Here is a 21677-nt window from a genome sequence, read left to right on the forward strand (position 1 = left end):
CACAGAGTGGTCATCTGATGTAGGAGGCACCGTTGATGTCCAATGTGGCCCCCGTGAGACTAGGGCATGCGCCGGTCGCGAGAAAGGCGACGAGAGAGGCGACCTCGTCGGCCTCGACCAGTCGTCCCATCGCGAGACCGTCCGCGGTCGCCCGCTGGGCGGGCTCGTCCTTCCCGGCGACCGACATGCCGGTGTTGACGACTCCCGGGGCAACGATGTGAACCTGCAGGCCGTGCCGCGCGAAGTTGCGCGCGAACGTCTGGGCGAGGTTGCGGATCGCGGCCTTGGAGGCCGCGTAGGAGGAGACGTCGATGATCCGCGAGCCCTGCTCCGCGGCCCAGCTCGACAGCACGATGATCGTCCCGGACCCGCGCGCCACGAAGTGGCGGGCCGCCTCGCGCATCAGGGCGCCGGCGCCGACCACGTTCACCGCGAGGGCCTCCTGCCAGCCCGCGTCCCACAGCTCGTCGGGTCCGTCGAACGGCGCGTCGGGGATGACCGCCGCGTTGAGCACCACGACGTCGACGTCGCGGCCCCAGCCGACGGCCGAGCGCCAGAGGCCGCGCGCGCCCGCCGGGGTGCCGAGGTCGGCTTCGATGAGGTACTTCTGGTCGTCCGGCAGCGCCTTGACCGCGCGTTCGGCGCCGTCGCGCTGCGTACGGTACTGCGCGATGACGTTGGCGTTCGCGCCGGCGAGTGCCTGTGCGGTCGCCGCGCCGATGCCACGGGAGGCGCCCGTGAGCAGAACGGTGCGGCCGGCGAGCGCGTTCTGGCCGAGATACACGTGTCTCCCTAGTGGATTCCGCCGTCGACGTTGATCATCTGGCCTGTGACGCCCGATGACAGGTCGCTGGTGAGGAAGGCGATGGTGCCGGCGACCTCGGCCGCGGTGGCGATGCGGCCGAGTGACGTCGCCCGAGCCGCCTGCTCGAGTGCGTCGTCCACCGGCAGGCCCGTGCCCTCCTGGCGGGAGGCCATGCGGGACCGCAGCGCGTCGGTGGCGATCGGGCCCGGCGCCACGGCGTTGACCCGGATGCCGCCCGGCCCGAGCGCGAGCGCCGCCGACCGGACGATGCCGAGCACCGCGTGCTTGCTGGCGGCGTAGGAGGTGATGTTCGGGTCCCCTCGCCAGGAGTTCAGCGAGGCCACCGCCGTGATCGTCGAGCCGGCGCCGAGGAGCGGCGCCGCGTGTTTGACCGTGCAGGCGACGCCGCGCGCGTTGATGGAGAGGACACGGTCGAAGTCGTCCATGTCCATGTCCTCAGGGCGCTGCCAGGACGGGACCACACCGGCGGCGGCCACGATCGCGTCCACCCCGTCGAACGCGCGCGCCGACTCGGCCAGCGCGGCCCGTACCGAGTCCTCCTCGCGCACGTCGACCGGCACCGCGTGCCAGCCGTCGGGACGGTCACCGGAGAGTGCGGCCGGCAGGTCGAGTACGACGCCGCGCGCGCCCATCTCGGCGAAGCGGCGAGCGACGACGGCGCCGATGCCGTTCGCGCCGCCGGTGATGACCACCCGGCGGCCGGAGAGCAGGGCGCTCATCGGGCGTCCGCCGCGTCGCGGAGCAGGTCATGGTCGGCCTGGGCGTCGCCGTCCACCGGGTCGACGTCGACGATGATCTCGTTGACACCGGCCTGGGCGAGCTCGGTGATCCGGCGCGCGACCTCGGCGGCCCGGCCCGAGGACTCGACGAGCCGCAGGACGACCTGCAGGGTCCGCGGGTCGCGGCCCGCGTCCGCGGCGGTCGAGCGGATGCTCGCGATCTCGCCCGCGAGCCGCTCCGGATCCAGTGCGGTGACCGCCTGCTGTGCGAGCCAGCCGTCACCGAGCCGCGCCGCGCGCCGCAGTGCCGTGGGGGAGTGCCCGCCGACGTAGAGCGGAACGGCGTGCGCGGGCGTGGGAAGTACGAGTGTGTCCTCCGGCAGGACATAGCGGCCGGTCGAGTGGGCGGCCGGCCGGCCCGTCCAGCAGTCGCGCAGCAGCTCGATCCATTCCTCCATGCGGGCGCCGCGTGCCTCGAAGGGCACGCCGAGGGCGTCGAACTCCTCGCGGAGCCAGCCCGCGCCGATGCCGAGCGCGACCCGGCCGCCGGACAGTGCGTCGATGCTCGCGACCTGCTTGGCGAGCAGCACCGGGTTGCGCTGCGGGAGGACGAGCGCGGCGGTGCCGAGCCGCACCCGTTCGGTCACGGCGGCGGCCGCGGCCAGCGACACGAGCGCTTCGAGGTAGGGAGTGGCCGTCGGCCAGGTCGCCTTACCGTCGGCGGCGAAGGGATAGCGCGATTCGATGACGTTCGGCATGACGACGTGGTCGCTGACCCACAGGGAGTCGAACCCCGCCAGCTCCAGGTCGCGTGCGCGCCGGGCCACCGATGGCGCGGGCACCGCGTCGCCGGTGTGGGGGAGCTTGACGCCGATCCGCATGGTCACTGAGGACGACCTTTCTGTACCGCGTCCGTAGCGCGCCGGCCGGCCGGCGCGCAGGCGCAGGGGGGACACGCGTCACGGGCGAGGAGACGGCATGAGAGCTGCTCCGGTGACGCCGCCGATGCGGCATCGGACGGCCCGATGGCCGCGATGCTATTGATGCGTAGTCTGTGCGTCAAGCGCACAAATGTTCGCTATGAGGTACGTCGTGCGTCTTGCGTCCACTAGAACGATATGCGAGCATCTGCGGAAATGCAGGGCGCGGGCCGTCTGTACCGACGTTTGGGCTGGTCCGACCGCCAGGAGGTAACGGAAACAGATGGTCAACACCACCCGTAGACACGGAACGCTCATCGGGCTCGACCACATCGGCATCGGTGTGTCGGACATGACGGCGTCCCTGGCGTTCTATGCCGAGCTGGGATTCACCGATGTCGCCTTCGACTACTCAGGCCCTCTACCTGGGTTGAGCGCGATCACCGGGTACGACGAGACCGAGGCGCGGGTGGTCTTCCTGCGCACCGGCAATCCCACCGTCCTCGGCCGGGCGTCGATCAAACTGGTGGAGATCACCGACCGGACACCGCCGCCGGCCCCGGAGGGGCAGGCGTGGGGCGAGCCCGGGATCTGCGAAGTGTGCGTGCACGTCAACGGCCAGAGCGACTTCTACCGGGAGCTCGTGGCACGAGGGCACACCGGGCTGATGGAGCCGAACGAGTCCGACCTGCCGCCGTACCAGACCCACTGCGGCCTGTCCTACGTCGCCGACCCCGACGGCGCCAAGATCGAGCTGATCGAGTGGTCGACGCTCGAGGCGGGGTGGCCGGTCGAGCCCGGCCCGCAGGGGGTCAACCACGTGGCGTTCGGCGTGGCCGACATCGAGCGCACGCGGGACTTCTACCGGCGGCTCGGGTTCACCGGCCGGCTGTTCGAGTCCGACGGCTACTTCGAGCCGATGCACCCCTGGTTCCATCCACGGACGCCTCCGCGCCAGCGGATGACGCTGCTCACCAGCCCGTTCGGCGGAGCCCTCGAACCGGTACAGCACTTCCCGCCCTCGCCCGACATGCGCGGTGAGTGGGGGCATCTCGGAACCTTCGAGTTCGCCGTGGGCGCGCGCTGCATCGACAGCGCCATCGAGCACCTCTCCGCCGCCGGTGTCGCCCTCGTCGGCGATCCGGTCGCGATCGACCTCGGCGGCGGCGCCACCTGGCGTTACGCGTACTTCCAGGACCCCGACGACCTATACGTCTGCGTCACGGAGGTCCGTGCGTGAGCGGGGATCCGACCGGCCGGCGTGCGACGCGCCCGACACGAGAGCAGGCAGGGCGATGACCGCCGACGACACGACGACGCCGATCGTCCAGCTGCGCGACCTCCGTAAGTCGTTCGGGGACCTGGAGGTCCTGCGCGGCATCGACCTGGAGATCTTCGCAGGCGAGCACGTCGTGATCTTCGGGCCGTCCGGCTCCGGCAAGTCCACCGTGCTGCGGAGCATCAACCTGCTCGAGCAGCCGACCTCGGGATCGCTGCGGGTCGAGGGAGTGGAGTACGGCCCCGGGGTGCCCGGCGAGAGCACCGGACGCCGCGGCAAGCCGCTTGAGCTGCGCCGCACCGTGGGAATGGTCTTCCAGCAGTTCAACCTGTTCCCGCACCTCACCGCGCTGGACAACGTGGCGCTGCCGCTGCGGTCGGTCCGCGGTATGAAGCGGGCCGACGCCCAGGTGCGGTCGGCCGAGGCCCTGCGCCGGGTCGGGCTGCTGCAGCGTGCCGCCCACTATCCGCAGCAGTTGTCCGGCGGTCAGCAGCAGCGCGTCGCCATCGCCCGCGCGCTCGCCCTCGACCCCAAGGTGATGCTCTTCGACGAACCGACCTCCGCGCTGGACCCGGAGCTCGTCGGCGAGGTGCTCAAGACGATGCGCGAGGTCGCGGAGACCGGAATGACCATGGTCGTGGTCACCCACGAGCTGGGCTTCGCCAAAGAGATCGGGGACCTGAACGTGTTCATGGAAGACGGGGTGGTCGTCGACAGCGGCCCACGCGGATTCTTCGAGGAGACCACCAGCCCCCGGGCCCGCGAGTTCATCATGGCGGTGCGCTGATGTACAACTGGGGACTCATCTGGCAGCACCACGGCATCCTGCTGAACGGCCTCCTGGTGGCGGTGAAGGTCTCGCTCCTCGCCCTGGTCGTCTCCGTCGTCGGCGGCCTCCTGCTCGCCCTGATGCGAATGTCACGGCCGCCCGTCTCGTGGATCGCGGTCGCCTACATCAACATCTTCCGCGGTGTCCCGGCTCTGGTCAGCGTCATCTGGGTGTACTTCGGCGTCTCGCTCCTGCTGGGAGTGCAGTTCAGCGTCTTCGAGGCGGGCGTGATCGCGCTGTCGCTGCTGTACAGCGCGTTCATGGCCGAGATCTTCCGGTCGGCGCTCGGCGCCATCCCACACGGTCACCGCGAGGCGGGGCAGGCCCTGGGGATGCGGCCGATCCGCGTGTTCTTCTCGGTGATCCTGCCCCAGGCCATCAAGATCGCGCTGCCGAACATCGGCAGCATGTTCATCGGCATGATGAAGGACACCTCGACCTTCACCGTCATCGGGCTGCTCGAGGTCGTCCGGGTCACCCAGAACCTGGTCTCCCAGACCTTCCAGCCGTTCGTGCTCTACACGGCGGCCGCCGGGATGTACGTCATCGCGGCGTTCGTCATCGATCTGCTCTTCCGCCTCGTCGAAGGCGCGTACGCCAGGCCGCCCCGCGGCGTGGTGTCACAGGTCCTGCGCTCGCGCCGGCAGCGGCGCCTCCGGGAGCTCATGACCGAGCCCGGCTCCTGAACTCGCTCTTTCCCAACCCCGAACACTATTCAGCACTGTGAGAGGAACTCCCATGGCCAGAATTCGGATGCCGTGGTCCGCGGCGAGGCGTAGCGCCGCCGCCTGCGTCGCCGTCGTGTCCGCGGTCGCCCTGGCGGGATGCGGCAGCGACAAGTCCGGCGGTGACGCCGGCAGCGGCCTCGCCCAGTCCGGGACGCTCACGGTCGGCATGAACCTTCAGTTCAAGCCGGAGATGTACCTGGACGCCGCGAACAAGCCGGCCGGCTACGACGTCGACCTGCTCAACAAGCTCGCCGCCGACCTGGGCGTCAAGCTCGTCATCAAGAACCTGGACTTCAACGGGCTCATCCCCGGCCTGCAGGCCAAGAAGTTCGACCTGGTCTCGGTGGGCCTGACGGCGACCGAGGAGCGCAAGCAGGTCATCGACTTCACGCGGGCCTACGTGCCCTACACCAGCGTGCTGGCGGTCAAGCAGAACGACAGTTCGCCGGCGACGATCCCCACGTACGACGTCAAGGGCAAGACCATCACGGCGCTGCAGGGGTCCACGGGCGAGCAGCTGGCAAAGAAGTCCTTCCCGAGCGCCAAGCTGCAGACCTACAGCGACCAGAACGCGGCCCTGCTCCAGGTGGCGACGGGACGCGCGAACGGAAGCGTGCTGGAGGACTACATCCTCGCCCAGTACCAGAAGAGCAACCCGAACCAGCTGAAGAAGGCCGCCCTGCCCAAGCCGCTGGACCTGTCCTACGGGTCCTGGGCCGTGCAGAAGGGCAACAAGACGCTGACGGACAAGCTGAACACCTTCCTGTGCAAGGCGCAGACCGACGGGTCGCTCGCCACTCTGTACAAGAAGGACTTCGGGGTGACGGACGCTCCGGCCATGCCGGCGGGCTGCTGAGCGGTGCCGGTCAGCGATCCGAGTACTGACCTCCTGGTCGTCGGGGGTGGACCGGCCGGCATCTCCGCCGCCCGGTCCGCCGCCGCGGCGGGCATGAACGTCGTGCTCGCCGACGAGCGCCCGACGCTCGGTGGTCAGATCTACAAGCAGCCGGGTCCGGGCTTCACGGTCACGGACCCGGCCGCGATGGACGGTCAGTTCCGTTACGGCCGGTCGCTCATCGACTCCCTCGACGGCTCCGGCGTCGACGTGCGCCTCCGCACGAGCGTCGTGGCCGTCGAGGGCCGGCGGGTGTTCCTGGTCACGGACGGGTCCGCCGCGCGCGAACTGACCGCGCGGCGTCTGGTCCTCGCGCCCGGGGCGCACGACCGGCCGGTCGCCTTCCCGGGCTGGACCCTGCCGGGTGTGATCACGGCGGGCGGGCTGCAGACCCTGGCCAAGACCCAGCGGGTGCTGCCGGGCGAACGGACCCTGTTCGCCGGGTCCGGCCCGGTCGCGCTGGCGTTCCCCGCGCAGCTCGGCCACTACGGCGCCGACATCGTGACGGCGCTGGAGGCGGGCCCGGCACCGCGTCCCGGCGACTTCCTGCGCATCGCGCGGGCGGCCCGGGGCAACGCCGTGCTCCTGCGCGACGCCGCGCGGTACCGCGCCATGCTGCTGCGGCAGCGCATCCCGCTCCGGTACGGACGGATCGTCGTCCGCGCGGAGGGCGACGGCAGGGTCGAACGGGTCGTGCACGCGGCCGTCGACGCGGACTGGCGGGTCATCGCCGGCACCGAGGAGACCGTCGAGGTCGACGTCCTGTGCGTCGGCTACGGCTTCGTGGCCTCGCTGGAGCTCATGCGCCTGGCCGGCTGTGACTTCGACTACCAGGAGGACCTCGGCGGCCATGTCGTCCGCCGCGACGAGTGGCATCGCACGAGCGTCGACGGCGTCTACGCCGCAGGCGACGGCGCCGGCGTCGAGGGGTCCTTCGTCGCGATCGACGAGGGGCACATCGCCGGCCTCGCCGCGGCGATGGACGCGGGCGCGATGAGTGAGAAGGACGCCGCCGCGGCGTCGGCCGCCGCCCGGCGCCGGCTGGCCCGCCGCCGCGCGCTGAACGCCGCGACCAAGCGCCTGTACCGCGTGGGACCCGGCATCTTCGAGCTGCCCGCCGATGACACGGTGATCTGCCGCTGTGAGGCGGTACGCCGCCGGGACCTGGCGCCGGCGATCGCCTCCACCGACGACATCAACCTGGTGAAGGCCTACACCCGGGCCGGGATGGGGCCGTGCCAGGGCAGGATCTGCCAGCGGCAGGTCTCCGCCCTCATCGCCCGTCACCACGGCCGCCCGGTCGAGGACGTCGCATTGGCCACGCCGCGCATGCCGGTACGGCCGGTGCCGATCGGCGCGCTGGCCGACCCCTCGATCGAGAGCCCGACCCTCTTCCTGTCCGGCGAGACGACCGGGGCCGATGACACGGCGCCTCCGGAGGTGACGGAGCCGTGACCGACGCACTGGACGCCGCGCGCTGGGTGCCGGCCGAACACAGCCGCGCGCCGTTGCCATCGAGCACCGACGTGCTCGTCATCGGCGGCGGGATCGCGGGCACGGCGATGGCGTACTACCTCGCGAAGAGCGGTGTGGAGGTCACGCTCGTCGAGCGGGGCGAGCTCAACCGCGAGGCCTCCGGCACCAACTCCGGGAGCTTCCACCTCCAGCTGGCCATCCACCAGCTCTCCGGCCAGGGCGCCGAGGCGGACCGCGAGCGGCTGCTGGGCGAGGCCAGGCTCAGTCTCGAGGCGTACGCGGTCTGGCAGGAGCTCGGCGACGAGCTCGACGGGTCGCTGGACGTCCACCAGACCGGCGGCTGGATGGTCGCCGAGACCCCCGGAGAGCTCCAGACGCTACGGGACAAGTACGAGCTGGAGCAGCGCGCCGGCATCGAGACCGAGGTCGTCACCGGTGCCGAGCTGCGGCGACGTGCGCCCTACCTGTCCGAGACCGTCATCGGGGCGACCTACTGCCCGATCGAGGGGCACGCCAACCCGCTGGTCGTCGCGCCGCTGTACGCGCTGCGCGCCGTGGAGCACGGCGCGCTCATCCGCACTCGTACCGAGGTGCTGAGCATCGAGGTGAACCGGGCGAAGGGCCGCCGCTTCACCGTTCACACCGACGCCGGGCCGATCGACGCCAACCGCGTCGTCGACTGCGCGGGCGCCTGGTGCGGTGAGACGGCCGCCATGGTCGGCCTGCGGCTGCCGGTGCGCAGCGAGGGGCTGCACGTCAACGTGACCGAGCCGCGCCCGCACCTGCTCACGCCCATGGTCCAGCACATCGGCCGCCGGCTCACGCTCAAGCAGACCGAGCAGAACACCTTCATCATCGGCGGGGGATGGCCGACGCCGGAGGCACCGCGTCCCCGGCGTTACCCGACGAGCTGGCACAGCGCGGCGGGCAGCACCGCGGTGGCGGTGTCGGTCGTGCCGGCGCTGGCGGACGTGCGGGTCGTACGGACCTGGTCCGGGGTGATCGTGTTCACCGACGACTTCTCACCCGTCGTCGGCGAGTCGGCGCTGGTCCCCGGATTCCACGCCTGCGTGGCGTCGACCGGCTTCACGTTCAGCCCGCTCCTGGCCAGGCGGCTGGCCGAGCAGATGATCTCACCGGCGTCGGCCTCGCCCTTCCCGGAACGGTATTCGCTCGATCGCGCGACGGTCGGCACTCTTCGAATGGAGAAGTCATGAATCGCGATGATGTCGACTGGCAGGGTTACCTCCCGGCCTTCGTCACCCCGTTCACCGAGGCGGGTGACCTCGACCTCGACACGCTGCGCGCGCTGGTGGACCACTACGCCGGCGAGGGCATGCACGGCATCGTGGTCAACGGGACCTGCGGCGAGTGGTTCTCCCAGACCGGCGAGGAGCGCCGTACGGTCGCCGAGACCGCCGTCGCGCAGGCGGCCGGGCGGATGCGGGTGCTCGTCGGCTGCACCGCCTACACCGCGAAGGAGACCGCGGAGTTCGCGCGGCACGCGCTCGCGGCCGGAGCCGACGGCGTGCTGGCCTCCCCGCCGCCGTACGCCAAGCTGTTCCCGGACGAGGTGATCCAGTTCTACCGGGACCTCGACGCGGCGGTCGACGGGCCGATCGCGGTCTACAACTGGCCGCACGGCAGCGGCGTCGACATCGGGACCGAGCTGGCCGACAGGCTCGCCGACATCGACCAGATCGTGGCCATCAAGGACAGCACCCCCGACGCCGACCAGTTCTTCGAGACGTCGCGCCGGGTGCGTGACCGCGTACGCGTCTTCGGCCCGTACATGAGCGTCCGTGGCCTGGAGGTGCTGCGCACCGAAGGCGGGGACGGCACCGTCGGCGGCGGTTCCCTGCACGGGCGGCCCGACCCGGAGTTCTGGGAGTCCTACTGGCGCGGTGAGTACGAGGGACCGCACGCCCACGCGGTGGCGGGGGACCGGCTCTTCCCGAAGCTGTGGCTGCCGGGCGGCTGGGCGGGCAGGTACGGCGCGTACCAGAGCCAGCTGAAGGCCCTGATGACGATGCTCGGCCAGCCCGCCGGGCACGTCCGCCGCCCGCGCCTGCCCGTCACCGACGAGCAGAGCCTCACGGCGATGCGGGCCGTCCTGGTCGAGGAGGGGCTGCTGACGGAGGCGGAGCGGCCGTGACGGTCGATCGCCCGCGCCTGCCCGCGACGCACGGTCTCCAGCGGGGGCCGGAGGTGAACATCACGGTCGACGGCCGCCCGGCGTCGGCCTATCTGGGGGAGAGCGTCGCGGCGGCCCTGATGGCCGACGGCGACCTGTCCATGCGGACGACCTCGGGCGGCGAACGCCGGGGACTGTTCTGCGGCATGGGCGTCTGCTTCGACTGCCTGGTGATCGTCGACGGGGTGCCGGGCACGCGGGCGTGCGTGACCTGGGTCCGCGAGGGCATGGACATCGCCCGTCAGGACGGTCCGGGCCACCGCCGGGCGGAATGATCCACCTGGCGACGGCCCGTACGGTTCGTCCGCCGGCCGGGCCGGAGGGCTCAGCCGGCGAGCCCGTCGACGCACAGGTACTTCAGCTCGGTGAACTCGTCGATGCCGTGCCGCGAGCCCTCGCGGCCGAGCCCGGACTCCTTCACACCGCCGAACGGCGCTCCCTCGTAGGAGATCAGGCCGGTGTTCACCCCGACGACGCCGAACTCCAGGGCCTCGCCGACGCGCCACATCCGGGCGAGGTCGGTGCTGAAGAAGTACCCGGCGAGGCCGAACGGGGTGTCGTTGGCGATCGCGACCGCCTCGTCCTCGGTGTCGAACGCGATGACGGGGGCCACCGGGCCGAACGTCTCCTCCCGGGCGATCAGCATGTCCGGCCGTACGCCGGTGAGCAGCGTGGGCTCGAAGAACGTCTGGCCGAGCGGGTGGCGAGCGCCGCCGGCGCGGACGGTCGCGCCTCCGGCGACGGCGTCCTCGATGTGCCGCTCCACCTTCTCGACGGCGGCCTGGGAGATCAGCGGCCCCTGCTCGGACTTCTCCTCGAAGCCGTTGCCGACGGTCAGCGCCTCGACCGCCGTCTGGAGGCGTTCGACGAAGGCGTCGTGGATGCCGGACTGCACGATGATCCGGTTCGCGCACACGCAGGTCTGCCCGGCGTTACGGAACTTCGAGGCCATCGCGCCGGTGACCGCCGCGTCCAGGTCGGCGTCGTCGAACACGATGAGCGGCGCGTTGCCGCCGAGTTCGAGCGCGACCTTCTTGACGGTGCGCGCGCTCTGGGCCATCAGCAGCTTGCCGACCTCGGTGGAGCCGGTGAAGCTCAGCGCCCGCACCGTCGGATGCGAGGTCAGGATCTCCCCGATCATCGCCGGGGTCCCGGCCACGACGCTCAGCACGCCGGCGGGGATGCCCGCCCTGGCGCCGAGCTCGGCCAGGGCGGTGGCCGACAGCGGCGTCTCCTCGGCCGGCTTGATGATCATCGGGCAGCCGGCCGCGAGGGCGGGCCCGGCCTTGCGCAGGATCATCGCCGACGGGAAGTTCCAGGGCGTGATGGACGCGCTCACCCCGACCGGCTGGCGGACGGTGAGGAGCCGGCGGCCGGCCACGTTCGAGGGGATGACGTCGCCGTAGGTGCGCTTGCACTCCTCGGCGTACCACTCGACGAAACCGGCGCCGTACAGGATCTCGCCGCGGGCCTCCGCGAAGGGCTTTCCCTGCTCCGCGGTGAGGATCGCCGCCAGGTCGTCGGCGCTGGCGACGATCAGTTCGTACCACCGGCGCATGACGCGCGAGCGGTCCGGCGCGGTCATCCGCGCCCAGGCGGGGGCGGCGGCCGCGGCCGTGTCGACGGCGCGGAGGACGTCCGCCTCGGTCGCGGCGGCCATGCGGGCGATGACCGTACCGGTCGCGGGGTCGAGGACGTCGGTGCGCTCGCCGGACGAGCCGGGCGTCCAGACGCCGTCGATGAAGAGGTCCTCCCTCAGCAGGTCCGCGTCACGCAGCCGAGAGCGGTCGAAGGTCGAGTCCACGGCGTCCGTCCTCCAGGTTCAGATTTCCGACATACACCACGAAACAGCATCAGACCGACCAGTAGAGTGGCCGGATTGCGGGCAAGCGTACGCTATGCGATCATTTCTTGCGACACCATCTGCACAGTGACCGCGCGGTCGCCGGCTCGGCCCCGACCCGTTCCTTCCTGTACCGACTCCCATGAATGCGGGGCGCCAATGACGATCGAGGACATCGACAGAGAGTTCGTCTTCCACCCGTTCACGCAGCAGCGTGAGCACCAGCGGACCGGCCCGCTGACCATCGTCGAGGGACACGGGTCGACGCTGACCGACACGCGGGGCCGGACCTACCTCGACGCGATGGCCGGTCTGTGGTGCGTCAACATCGGCTACGGCAACACCGAGATGGCCGAGACGCTGCGCGCCCAGACCGAGCGTCTGGCCTACTACCACACGTTCGCGTCGATGGGGAACGAGCCGGTCGCGCGGCTGGCCCAGCGGCTGATCTCGATGGCACCGGGCGAGATGTCCAAGGTGTTCTTCGGCAACAGCGGCTCCGACGCCAACGACACCCAGGTCAAGCTCGTCTGGTACTACAACAACGTCCTGGGCCGGCCGGAGAAGAAGAAGATCATTTCGCGCAACCGCGGCTACCACGGCGTGACGGTGATGTCCGGCAGCCTGTGCGGCCTGCCCGGCATGCACGCCGGGTTCGACCTGCCGCTGCCGATGGTGCACTTCGTCCGCGCCCCGCACCGCCTGTGGGAACAGGAGGCGGGGCAGACCGACGAGGAGTTCGTGCGCGCGCTCGCCGACGAGCTCGAGCAGCTGATCCTCGCGGAGGGGCCGGAAACGGTCGCCGCCTTCATCGCCGAGCCCATCCAGGCCGCCGGCGGGGTGATCGTCCCGCCCGAGTCGTACTTCCCCGCGGTCCAGGAGGTCCTGCGCCGGCACGACGTGCTGCTGATCGCCGATGAGGTGGTCTGCGGGTTCGGCCGTACCGGTGAGACCTTCGGCTCGCAGGTCTTCGGTGTGCAGCCGGACCTCATGACCGTCGCCAAGGGCATCACCTCGGCGTACATGCCGCTGTCGGCGTGCATCGTCTCGGAGCCCGTGTGGGACGTGATCGCCAGCGGCGCGGACAAGTACGGCATCTTCAGCCACGGCTACACCTACTCGGCGCACCCGCTCGCCGCGGCCGCGGCCATGACCAACCTCGACATCATCGAGCGCGACGGGCTCATGCAGCAGGCCAAGGCACGCGGCGACCACCTCGCCGAACGGCTGCGCGCCGAGTTCGCCGGCCATCCGCTGGTGGCCGACGTCCGCGGCTACGGCCTGCTCGGCGCGGTCGAGTTCGTGAAGTCCAAGGACCCGCTCACGGCCTTCGACCCGGCCGGGAAGGTGTCGGCCGCGGTCGTACGGCGCAGCCGCGAGCTCGGCGTCATCAGCCGTGCCCTGCCCGCCTCCGACAGCATCTCCTTCTCGCCCCCGTTCGTGGTGACCGAGGACGAGATCGACCAGATGGCGGCGTTGACCAGGCAGGCGCTGGACGACGTGGCGCAAGAGCTCCGCCTCCTGCCGTGACCTCGACGGTCGGTGTCGTGGTGAACCCGGTCGCCGGTATGGGCGGCCGGGTGGGACTGCACGGCACCGACGGGCCGGAGCTGGAGGCCGCGGTGCGCCGCGGCGCAGGGGCCGTGGCGCCGCACCGTGCGCGCCGCGCGCTGCGCCGCCTGCACGACCTTGCGCCCGCGGTCCCGGTGCTCACCGTGGACGGGCCGATGGGCACCGACCACCTGCCCGGCCCCGGCTGGACGGTCCGTACGCTGCCGCGTGCCCGTACCGGCCCGACGACGGCGGCCGACACCCGCGACGCCGTACGGGAGATGGCCGAGTCCGGCGTCGCGCTCGTGCTGTTCGTCGGCGGGGACGGCACGGCCCGCGACGTCGTCGACGTGGTCGGGGCCTCGGTGCCCGTGCTCGGCGTGCCGTCCGGCGTCAAGATGCATTCGGGGGTCTTCGCGACCGGACCGGAGGCGGCCGGCGAGACGGCGGCCCGCTTCGCCGCCCGGCCCGATGCGGTCGGCTGCCTCGACGCCGAGGTGGTCGACCTGGCCGGGGCCGGCGGCTCGCCTCACATGTTCGGCGTCGCGAGGGTGCCGAACGCGGGCGGCTCCCTGCAGCGGGCCAAGGCGTTCACCGCGGGCACCGGTGAGACCGACCTGATCGCGCTCGGCCGCGAGGTGGCGGACGAGATGCGCGAGGACCGGCTGTACCTGCTCGGGCCGGGCACCACCGTGGCGCACGTCAACGCCGCGCTGGGACTGCCCGCGTCGCGCCTCGGGGTCGACGCCGTCCTCGGGCGGCGCCTGCTCGCCGCGGACGCGAGCGAGACCGAGCTGTTGTCACTGCTCGCCGAACACCCGTCGGCGACGCTGGTGCTCGGCGTCGTGGGGGGCCAGGGCTTCCTGCTCGGCCGGGGAAACCAGCAGGTCAGCGCCGCCGTGCTCCGCGCGGTCGGCGCCGACCACGTCGAGATACTCGCGTCGCGCGGCAAGGTCGCCGCGCTCGATCCCCCGGTGCTGCGGATCGACGTCGGTGACGAGCGCGCGACCGCCCCCATCACGGGCTACCGGAAGGTACGCACCGGGCGGGGCCGGAGCACCGTCTTGCGGATAGTCGCCGAGGGCGTGTCAGACACGCCTTGACGGCGAACAACGTGCACAGAAGGGACGTGGTCGTGGCACATCCATACATGCCGAACTCGACGCCGGACGCGAAGACCGCGATGATGCGGGCGATCGGCATCTCCGACGTCGACGAGCTGTTCGAGCAGATCCCCGCCGGCCATCTCGCGACGGAGCCGATCGCACTCGACACCGGCGTACGGGCGGAGGCGACGGTACGCCGGCACGTACGCCGGCTTCTCGACCGCAACGACGGCTGCGTCGAGAACCTGAACTTCCTCGGCGCCGGCTGCTGGCAGCACTACGTGCCCGCGGTGTGCGACGAGATCGCCTCGCGCAGCGAGTTCCTGACCCCGGTCTGGGGCACGCCGTCGTCCGACCACGGACGCAACCAGGCGTGGTTCGAGTACGCCTCGCAGCTCGGCGAGCTGGTCGGCATGGACTTCGTCGGCCTGCCGGTCTACAGCTGGGGCGCGGCGGCGGGACACGCGATCCGGATGGCGGCCCGCATCACCGGCCGCCACGAGGTCATCGTGCCGGACACGCTCGACCCCGAGCGTCTCGCCGTCATCCGCACCTACTGCGGTTCGGGCGAGGTCACCCTCGTGCTCGCCCGCCACGACCCGGCCACGGGCCGGCTGGACCCGGCCGACGTCGAGGCGAAGCTGAGCGACGCGACCGCGGCGGTGTACTTCGAGACGCCCAACCACCTCGGCGTCATCGAGGCCGAGGCCGAGAAAGTCGCGCGCCTGGCGCGCGGCCACGGCGCCGAGACGATCGTCGGTGTCGACCCGATCTCCCTGGGCGTGCTCAAACCGCCGTCGGCGTACGGCGCCGACATCGCGGTGGGCACCACCCAGCCGCTCGGGGTCCACATGAACGCCGGCGGCGGCGTCGGCGGCTTCATCGCCACCCGCGACGAGGAGCGGTACGCCCGCGAGTACCCGACACTGCAGGTCAGCCTGGCCGAGACGACCGTCCCGGGCCAGCGCACGTTCGGCATGACGCTGTTCCACCAGACCTCCTACGGCTCGCGCGAGGAGGGCAACGACTGGACCGGGAACTCCGTGTACCTGTGGACGGTCGTCAACGCCGTCTACATGGCCCTGATGGGGCCGCAGGGGTTCGCCGGCATCGGCGAGACGATCGCGGCGAACAGCGCGTACGCCGCCCGCCGCATCGGGGAGATCCCCGGTCTCCGCGTGCTCTGGCCGTCCGGGTTCTTCAAGGAGTTCGTCGTGGACTTCGGTGGCACGGGCCGTACCGTCGCGGAGGTCAACGAGGCGCTGCGCGCCCGGGGGATCTTCGGCGGCAAGGACCTGTCCCCGGACTTCCCCGAACTCGGCCAGGCGGCTCTGTACTGCGTCACGGAGATCCACACGGCAGAGGACATCACCGCGCTGGTCAGCGCTCTCGAAGAGGCGGTCGCCGCATGAACAACGCCCCCCGTCGGTACCACGCCGCGGTCTGGGACGAGCCACTGATCATGGAGCAGGGCGCGCCCGGCCGCCGCGGGACCGTCCCGCCCGGACCGATCGAGGCGACCGCCCTCGACGACCTGCTGCCGGCCGGCATGCGCCGTGAGACGCCGCCGGCGCTGCCGGAGGTGGCCGAGCCCGACGCGCTGCGGCACTACCTGCGCCTGTCGCAGCAGACGATGGGCATGATCGGGATCAGCCTGTTCGGCACGTGCACGATGAAGTACAACCCCCGGGTGGGCGAACTGCTCGCCGCGCGCGACGAGCTGGCCGAGATCCACCCGCACCAGGACGACAGCAGCATCCAGGGCCTGCTGGAGATCGTCCACCGGTTCGACCTGATGCTCCGCGAGCTGTCGGGGATGGGCCGCTTCGTCTTCCAGGCCGGCGGCGGCGCCGCGGCCGCCTACATCCACGCGTGCGTCACCCGGGCGTACCACGAGTCGCGCGGCGAGCTGGCGCAGCGGCGCGACGTCATCACCACCGCCCAGGCCCACCCGTGCAACCCGGCCACCGCGGCGGCCGCGGGATTCAACGTGATCACGCTGCCGGTGGAGCGGGACGGCTATCCGTCACTCGACGCGCTGCGCGCCGTCGTCAGCGACCGCACCGCCTCGCTGATGATCAACAACCCGGACGACATGGGCATCTACAACCCCCACATCAAGGAGTGGGTGGACATCGTGCACGAGGCCGGCGGCCTGTGCTTCTACGACCACGCCAACTTCAACGGCGTGATGGGGCGCATCCGGGCGGCGGAGCTGGGCTTCGACGCGTGCATGTTCATGCTGCACAAGACCTTCGGCGCCCCGAAGGGCGGCGGCGGCCCGGCCGTCGGCGCCTACGGCTGCACCCCCGAGCTCGAACCCTTCCTCCCGGGCCCGCTCGTCGTCCGTACGGACACCGGCTACGAGCGCCGCGAGAACGAGGCGGGCGTGGGCCGGGTCCGGGAGTTCCTCGGGAACCTGCCCCAGGTCGTGAAGGCCTACTCGTGGACCCTGGCGATGGGCGCCGACGGCATCCGTGAGGCGGCCGACATCTCGGTGCTGGCCAACAACTACATGGAGTCGCGGCTGCTCGCGATCCCCGGCGTCACCAGGTCCTTCGACCACCTCACCGCCCGGCGCCTGGAGATGACGCGCTACAGCCTCGGCGAGTACACCGCCGAGACGGGCGTGACCGCCGTGGACGTCCAGAACCGCATGACCGACTTCGGCGTCGACGCGTTCTGGCTCAGCCACGAGCCCTGGATCGTGCCGGAGCCGTTCACCCCCGAGGCCGGCGAGGGATGGTCGACCGAGGACATCGACTACTGGATCGACGTGCTCGCGCACGTGATGGAGGAGGGGCGGAGCGACCCGGCGATGGTCAAGGCCGCGCCGCACAACCAGGTCGTCGCCCAGATCGACGCGTCGTCGCTGGACGACCCGGACCGCTGGGCCACGACCTGGCGCGCCCACCGGCGCAAGGCGGCACTGTGACCGCCGTCACGATCGTCGGTGCGGGCAGCATCGGGGTCGCGTGGGCGGTCGTGTTCTCCCGCGCCGGCCATCGCGTCGCGGTGTACGACGTCGACGCCGGCCGTGTCGCCTCGGCGCTGCCGGAGGTCGAGAGCCGGCTGGCCGAGCTCGCCGGGTTCGGCCTGGTCGAGGACGGCGTGGGCGAGGTGCTCGCCCGGGTGACCGTCACGGCCGACCTCGACGAGGCGCTCGACGGCACCGCGTACGTGCAGGAATGCGTGGTCGAGTCGCTCGAGGTCAAGCGGGAGCTGTTCGCCTCGCTGGACCGGCGTACGGGCACTGACGTCGTGCTGGCGAGCTCCACGTCGATGATCCCCTGCTCCCGGTTCGCGGACGGCCTGTCCGGGCGGGCGCGGTGTCTCGTCGTGCATCCCGGCAACCCGCCGTACCTGCTGCCGATCGCCGAGCTCGCGCCCGCGCCGTTCACCGACCCGGCGACGGTCTCCCGCGCGCGGTCGCTGCTGTCCGCGGCGGGCATGGTGCCGGTCCTGGTCGGCAAGGAGAACGAGGGCTTCGTCTTCAACCGGCTGCAGGGGGCCCTGCTGCGCGAGGCGTACTGTCTCGTACGCGACGGCGTCGCCTCACCGGCCGACGTGGACCGTGTCGTCAGCTCCGGCCTGGGCCGGCGCTGGGCCGTCCTCGGCCCGTTCGCGACCGCGGACCTGAACACGCGCGGCGGTATCGAGCGCCATGCCGAACTGCTCGGCCCGGCGTACGCCCGCATGGGAGCCGAGCGCGGGCAGGACGACCCGTGGACACCGGACCTCGTCGCGCGCGTCGCCTCGGAGGTGCACGAGAGCCTGCCCCCCGGAGACTGGGCCGCGAACGTCGAGCGGCGCGACCGCGCGCTGATGCGGCTGGAGCAGGCCCGGCGTACGGATCCGTCGGCGTTCGGCGGCTTCACCCGGGCCGACTGAGCCCTGAGACTCCCGTTGGCCTCTCGCGCGGAGAGGCCAACGGGACGGGCTCAGCTGTGAGCCACGGTCAGGGCGTAGAACTTGACCTTCGCGCCGTTGCTGGTGCTGCTGGAGGAGGACTGGTTGTAGGCGCCGGCCTTGAAGTACTGGTGGTAGGCGTTGAAGCCCGACGCGATCGCGTAGCTCTTCGTGGTTCCGTTGACGGTGATCTGGATCTTGCCGCCGACGATCGCGATGACGTAGCTCCACTGGGTGCCGAGCGGCACGTTGGTCAGGGTGGAGGTGGTCTGCCCGCCGTCGGGGGACTTCTCCAGGCCGAGGACGACGTCGCCGTTGGAGTGGTAGTACAGCTCCAGCAGCGGCTTCGTCGACGATCCGCCGCTGCCGAGGTGGATCTGGCCGACGCAGACGTTCTTGGTCACCGACACGATCCGCAGGGTGGCCGACAGCTTGTGGGTGCCGGACAGGGCCCAGTCCGCGGCGCTGCCGTTGCTGTTCATCTCACGCAGTTCGGTGCGCGCGTAGCTCGAGTTCGGTGTGGTGACCCCGGCCTCGGGGTCCCAGAAGGTCATCGAGCCGTCGTTCTTGTCCGTCCAGAAGTAGGCCGGGTTCGTGTAGCCGCTCGCGCCCTTGAGCTGCGAGGGCGGGATCGTGGTCGGCGAGCCGGGCGATCCGATCGGGAGCTGGAGCGACCAGACCGACAGGTTGAAGTTGCCGCCGGGCGCGACGGCCGGGTCGAGGCTGGCGGCGCTGGACGCGGCGGCCAGACCGGCATTGGTTCCCACGGCGTGCCCGGCGCCGATGGCACCCGCGGCGATCGCCATGACACCACCCGCGGCGAGCGCGAGCACCTTCCGGCGGGCATGCCGGTTTCCGTTGTTCACTGCGGTCACGAGAGGTTCTCCTTCACGTGCGGGGGCACACGCGTCCTGGCGGGGGCGCGAAGGTTGCCATGCGTCTTGCCGTACGTCGGATTCCCGGGGCGGAGACGGAGGTTCGCTCCCGGGCTGTGACGTCACAGTAGGGATCTGACCAGTGATTGTAAAGATACTTAACCATTACTTAAGCCGGCGGTCGACGGTGGCGTTCGGCGCGATCCACGGGACGGTCATGGCCTTGCCTGCGACAATGCAGGTGACCGGGTCGCCCGGATGATCGACCGGCTGGGCGCGTCCTTGCGGGCGCGTCCAGCCGGCGGCTCAATCAGCGAGCGGTCTTACTTGGATCTGCTGCCTCTCGACAGGCCGAGCGCACCTCGTACGCCGACGGCCGCGCCGGTGATGCCGCCGATGCCCCAGCCATGGCCCTCATCGGACCAGCTCTGCTTGGTGGCCGGGTTGTAGTGGTCCATGGCGATCCCCCAGGCCGCGCCGATGGGCGTGTCCGAGAAGGGGGCCTGGAAACCGGCGTACTTGGTGATCCCGACCCTGTTCTCGGGGTCGGCCAGCGGCGCGTACGAGACCTCTGCCCCGACCACCACGGGTCCCTCGCCGAGCCTGATGCCCGGCTTGGGGGTCGTGACCAAGCCGATCGGTGCCTGTACCTGGCCGAAGAACTCGATGCTCTTCAGCCCGGGATCCACACCCGGCATGGAGAGGGCGTACGCCTGGAAGCCCACCTTCTGGGCGACCACCGGCCAGGCCCTGACCATTCCGATGATGGCAGGCGGGTCGAACTGGACTCCCAGCCTGACCCCGAACGCCTTTCTGGCAAAGGCGAAATCGAACCCGAGCACATATTGCCGCCCGAGTTCGTCCTCCACTACGGCGACCGGCTGGAAATTCCGTACGGGATCCTCATTGGGGTCCAGGTCCGCGGCGGCTCTGATCGCGGCGAGATCCTCCTCACTGAGGAAGCTCGGCGCGTCGTCCACCACGATCCCCGGTACCCCCTCGGCGATCACCGCGTCGGGGTCGTCCACCGGAGGCGCGTTCTGGTCGATCTCACCGACCTGCGCCATCGCCCGGATGGTGGCGAGATCCTCGGGACTGAGGAAGCCCACCGCGTTGTCCACCATGACCCCTGGCACCGGCGTCGAGAGTGCATCGTCGATGTTCGGCTGGGCCGTCACGTTGGCGGGATCCTTTTCGGAACTCACCTGCGCGGCGGCGTCGATGGTGGAGCGGTCCTCAGGGCTGAGGAAACTCGGTGCGTTGTCGACCACGGTTCCCGGCACCGCTGCGGCGGCTGCCGCCTCGGCGCCGAGGTCGGTCGTGGCCGGCCGCGCGGCGGTCTCGGCCGTCTGTGCGGTCGCCGTGGCCTCGCTGTCCTGCGCGGGTGCCGCCGCGGCCGGGGAGTCGGCCGAAACGTTGCTGACGGAGATCCCGTCGACGGACGTCGCCTCGCCGCTCACCGTGGAGGACGGAGCGTCCCCCGTGGCGGCGGACGGTGCGGCCGAGGAGTCCTCGCCCTTGGCGGACGGGGAACCCTCGCCGGTCGTGGACGTGCCGTCTGCGGTGGAGGAGTCCCCGGGCGCGGTGGACGACGGGGAGTCCCCGTTGTTCGCCGACGCGGAGGAGTCGCCCGTACCGGAGGAGTCGCCCGTACCGGTCGACATGGAGGACGAGCCCCCGCTGTTCGCCGATGCGGAGGAGTCCCCGCCGTTGGCGGACGTCCCGGAGACGCCGTTGCCGTCGGATGAGGCTCCTCCCTCGCCGCCCGTCGAGGAGGCTCCTTCGCCACCGGTCGACGAGGCTCCCTCACCGCTGGACGACGAACCTCCCTCACCACTGGACGATGAGGATCCTCCTTCTCCGCCGCCGCTGGAGGAACTGCTTCCGGCGGATCCGGAACCTCCGTCGCCGCCGGAGCCGCCGTCATCGGCGTGGGCACTGGTCAGACCCATCAGCAGACCGACGAAGATGCCGGTCACGAAGACGATGGCGACGGTGTAGAGAGTGGCCTTGGCCACGCGGCGGCCGGCGGACGCGTAGCGCCTCACCGACCCGGACTGTCGCGGCTCCTGCGCGACGGTGCTGTCGTACGCCGGGTTCCCGGCGCGTTGAGCGGTCATGGACATGCTCCTGGAGTGGGGCGACCCGATCGGGGCCGCGTGACAGAGATGAACGCAGGACAAAAACCGGGTCGCTCCCAAAGACGACCCAACCCGCGCTGCGGCTCTGTGACCACCGCAACAGGGAAACGCATCGCAACCAGGTCAAACAATGCGCCTCTTCACTTCCAGTTCAGACATGAGCTAAAGCCATCAAGCACACCAGAAGCGGCAAAACAACACTTATCACGCCGACCATTGCTTGACAAGGCACAACCGATTCGGCGTCGATGGCGCGTGCTTACTCCTGCAGAAATCACCCGCCTCGACCTGGTATTACTTCCCCGGAAATGGGAGCTTGCGGATGAATTCCGGAAACTCGCCGATGATGCTGACGCATGGTCTGGGCATCGCCGTACACCGACACC

19 protein-coding genes are annotated in these 21677 nt (G+C 70.9%); 13 read left to right on the forward strand and 6 right to left on the reverse strand.

Annotated features, from left to right (window positions below):
* Window positions 1–10: 10 nt before the first annotated feature.
* From QWU11_RS42895 to QWU11_RS42905, 3 genes are read right to left on the reverse strand one after another with little or no spacing between them, the layout of a single operon-like run.
* A complete protein-coding gene (locus tag QWU11_RS42895) occupies window positions 11–784 on the reverse strand; it encodes an SDR family oxidoreductase (RefSeq protein ID WP_290120340.1) in 774 nt (257 codons plus the stop codon).
* An 8-nt stretch (window positions 785–792) separates the two neighbouring features.
* Window positions 793–1545, reverse strand: coding sequence for an SDR family oxidoreductase (locus QWU11_RS42900; RefSeq protein ID WP_290120341.1), 753 nt, complete (start codon window positions 1543–1545; stop codon window positions 793–795).
* A complete protein-coding gene (locus tag QWU11_RS42905) occupies window positions 1542–2426 on the reverse strand; it encodes a TIGR03619 family F420-dependent LLM class oxidoreductase (RefSeq protein WP_290120384.1) in 885 nt (294 codons plus the stop codon). Before QWU11_RS42905 ends, QWU11_RS42900 begins: the two co-directional genes overlap by 4 nt.
* A gap of 322 nt (window positions 2427–2748) precedes the next feature.
* On the opposite strand from QWU11_RS42905, the gene QWU11_RS42910 reads away from it, so the two are divergent.
* The 8 genes from QWU11_RS42910 to QWU11_RS42945 are packed head-to-tail and all read left to right on the forward strand — an operon-like array spanning window position 2749 to window position 10141.
* Window positions 2749–3705 (forward strand): VOC family protein, encoded by a 957-nt coding sequence (locus QWU11_RS42910; protein WP_290120342.1) that lies wholly within the window; start codon window positions 2749–2751, stop codon window positions 3703–3705.
* A gap of 55 nt (window positions 3706–3760) precedes the next feature.
* Window positions 3761–4531, forward strand: coding sequence for an amino acid ABC transporter ATP-binding protein (locus tag QWU11_RS42915; protein WP_290120385.1), 771 nt, complete (start codon window positions 3761–3763; stop codon window positions 4529–4531).
* Complete coding sequence (locus tag QWU11_RS42920; RefSeq protein WP_290120343.1) at window positions 4531–5259, forward strand: amino acid ABC transporter permease; 729 nt, start codon at window positions 4531–4533, stop codon at window positions 5257–5259. The genes QWU11_RS42915 and QWU11_RS42920 overlap by 1 nt, the downstream gene beginning before the upstream one ends.
* A gap of 52 nt (window positions 5260–5311) precedes the next feature.
* Window positions 5312–6157 (forward strand): ABC transporter substrate-binding protein, encoded by an 846-nt coding sequence (locus tag QWU11_RS42925; protein ID WP_290120344.1) that lies wholly within the window; start codon window positions 5312–5314, stop codon window positions 6155–6157.
* 3 nt (window positions 6158–6160) lie between these two features.
* Window positions 6161–7651 (forward strand): NAD(P)/FAD-dependent oxidoreductase, encoded by a 1491-nt coding sequence (locus QWU11_RS42930; RefSeq protein ID WP_290120345.1) that lies wholly within the window; start codon window positions 6161–6163, stop codon window positions 7649–7651.
* Window positions 7648–8889 carry an FAD-dependent oxidoreductase gene (locus tag QWU11_RS42935; protein ID WP_290120346.1) on the forward strand — a complete coding sequence of 414 codons (1242 nt, stop codon included), beginning with the start codon at window positions 7648–7650 and terminating at the stop codon, window positions 8887–8889. The genes QWU11_RS42930 and QWU11_RS42935 overlap by 4 nt, the downstream gene beginning before the upstream one ends.
* Entirely contained in the window at window positions 8886–9827 is a 942-nt protein-coding gene (locus QWU11_RS42940; protein ID WP_290120347.1) for a dihydrodipicolinate synthase family protein, read from the forward strand. The genes QWU11_RS42935 and QWU11_RS42940 overlap by 4 nt, the downstream gene beginning before the upstream one ends.
* Window positions 9824–10141 (forward strand): (2Fe-2S)-binding protein, encoded by a 318-nt coding sequence (locus QWU11_RS42945; protein WP_290120348.1) that lies wholly within the window; start codon window positions 9824–9826, stop codon window positions 10139–10141. Before QWU11_RS42940 ends, QWU11_RS42945 begins: the two co-directional genes overlap by 4 nt.
* Window positions 10142–10191: 50 nt before the next feature.
* On the opposite strand, the gene QWU11_RS42950 is transcribed toward QWU11_RS42945, so the two are convergent.
* Window positions 10192–11670, reverse strand: a complete 1479-nt coding sequence (locus QWU11_RS42950; protein ID WP_290120349.1) for an NAD-dependent succinate-semialdehyde dehydrogenase — start codon at window positions 11668–11670, stop codon at window positions 10192–10194.
* Window positions 11671–11868: 198 nt separating this feature from the next.
* Here QWU11_RS42950 and QWU11_RS42955 point away from each other — a divergent pair, with 198 nt between their 5' ends.
* Genes QWU11_RS42955 through QWU11_RS42975 form a run of 5 tightly spaced genes read left to right on the forward strand, consistent with a single transcriptional unit; the run spans window position 11869 to window position 18257 of the window.
* Entirely contained in the window at window positions 11869–13239 is a 1371-nt protein-coding gene (locus tag QWU11_RS42955) for an aminotransferase (protein WP_290120350.1), read from the forward strand.
* On the forward strand, window positions 13236–14363 hold the full coding sequence (locus QWU11_RS42960; RefSeq protein WP_290120351.1) for an NAD(+)/NADH kinase: 1128 nt from the start codon (window positions 13236–13238) through the stop codon (window positions 14361–14363). Before QWU11_RS42955 ends, QWU11_RS42960 begins: the two co-directional genes overlap by 4 nt.
* Before the next feature lie 32 nt (window positions 14364–14395).
* The gene (gene gcvPA, locus QWU11_RS42965; RefSeq protein ID WP_290120352.1) at window positions 14396–15778 is read left to right on the forward strand and encodes an aminomethyl-transferring glycine dehydrogenase subunit GcvPA; all 1383 of its coding nucleotides are present in this window, start codon (window positions 14396–14398) and stop codon (window positions 15776–15778) included.
* Window positions 15775–17301: an aminomethyl-transferring glycine dehydrogenase subunit GcvPB gene (gcvPB, locus tag QWU11_RS42970; RefSeq protein WP_290120353.1), complete on the forward strand. Its 1527-nt coding sequence runs from the start codon at window positions 15775–15777 to the stop codon at window positions 17299–17301. The genes gcvPA and gcvPB overlap by 4 nt, the downstream gene beginning before the upstream one ends.
* A complete protein-coding gene (locus tag QWU11_RS42975; protein WP_290120354.1) occupies window positions 17298–18257 on the forward strand; it encodes a 3-hydroxyacyl-CoA dehydrogenase in 960 nt (319 codons plus the stop codon). The genes gcvPB and QWU11_RS42975 overlap by 4 nt, the downstream gene beginning before the upstream one ends.
* 50 nt (window positions 18258–18307) lie before the next feature.
* On the opposite strand, the gene QWU11_RS42980 is transcribed toward QWU11_RS42975, so the two are convergent.
* Together QWU11_RS42980 and QWU11_RS42985 are read right to left on the reverse strand one after the other, a co-directional pair.
* Window positions 18308–19150, reverse strand: a complete 843-nt coding sequence (locus QWU11_RS42980) for a polysaccharide lyase family 7 protein (RefSeq protein WP_290120355.1) — start codon at window positions 19148–19150, stop codon at window positions 18308–18310.
* Window positions 19151–19473: 323 nt separating this feature from the next.
* Window positions 19474–21270 (reverse strand): hypothetical protein, encoded by a 1797-nt coding sequence (locus tag QWU11_RS42985; protein ID WP_290120356.1) that lies wholly within the window; start codon window positions 21268–21270, stop codon window positions 19474–19476.
* Window positions 21271–21677: the final 407 nt, after the last annotated feature.

The sequence above is a fragment of the Actinomadura sp. DC4 genome (genome assembly GCF_030406325.1).
Classification (GTDB): domain Bacteria; phylum Actinomycetota; class Actinomycetes; order Streptosporangiales; family Streptosporangiaceae; genus Actinoallomurus.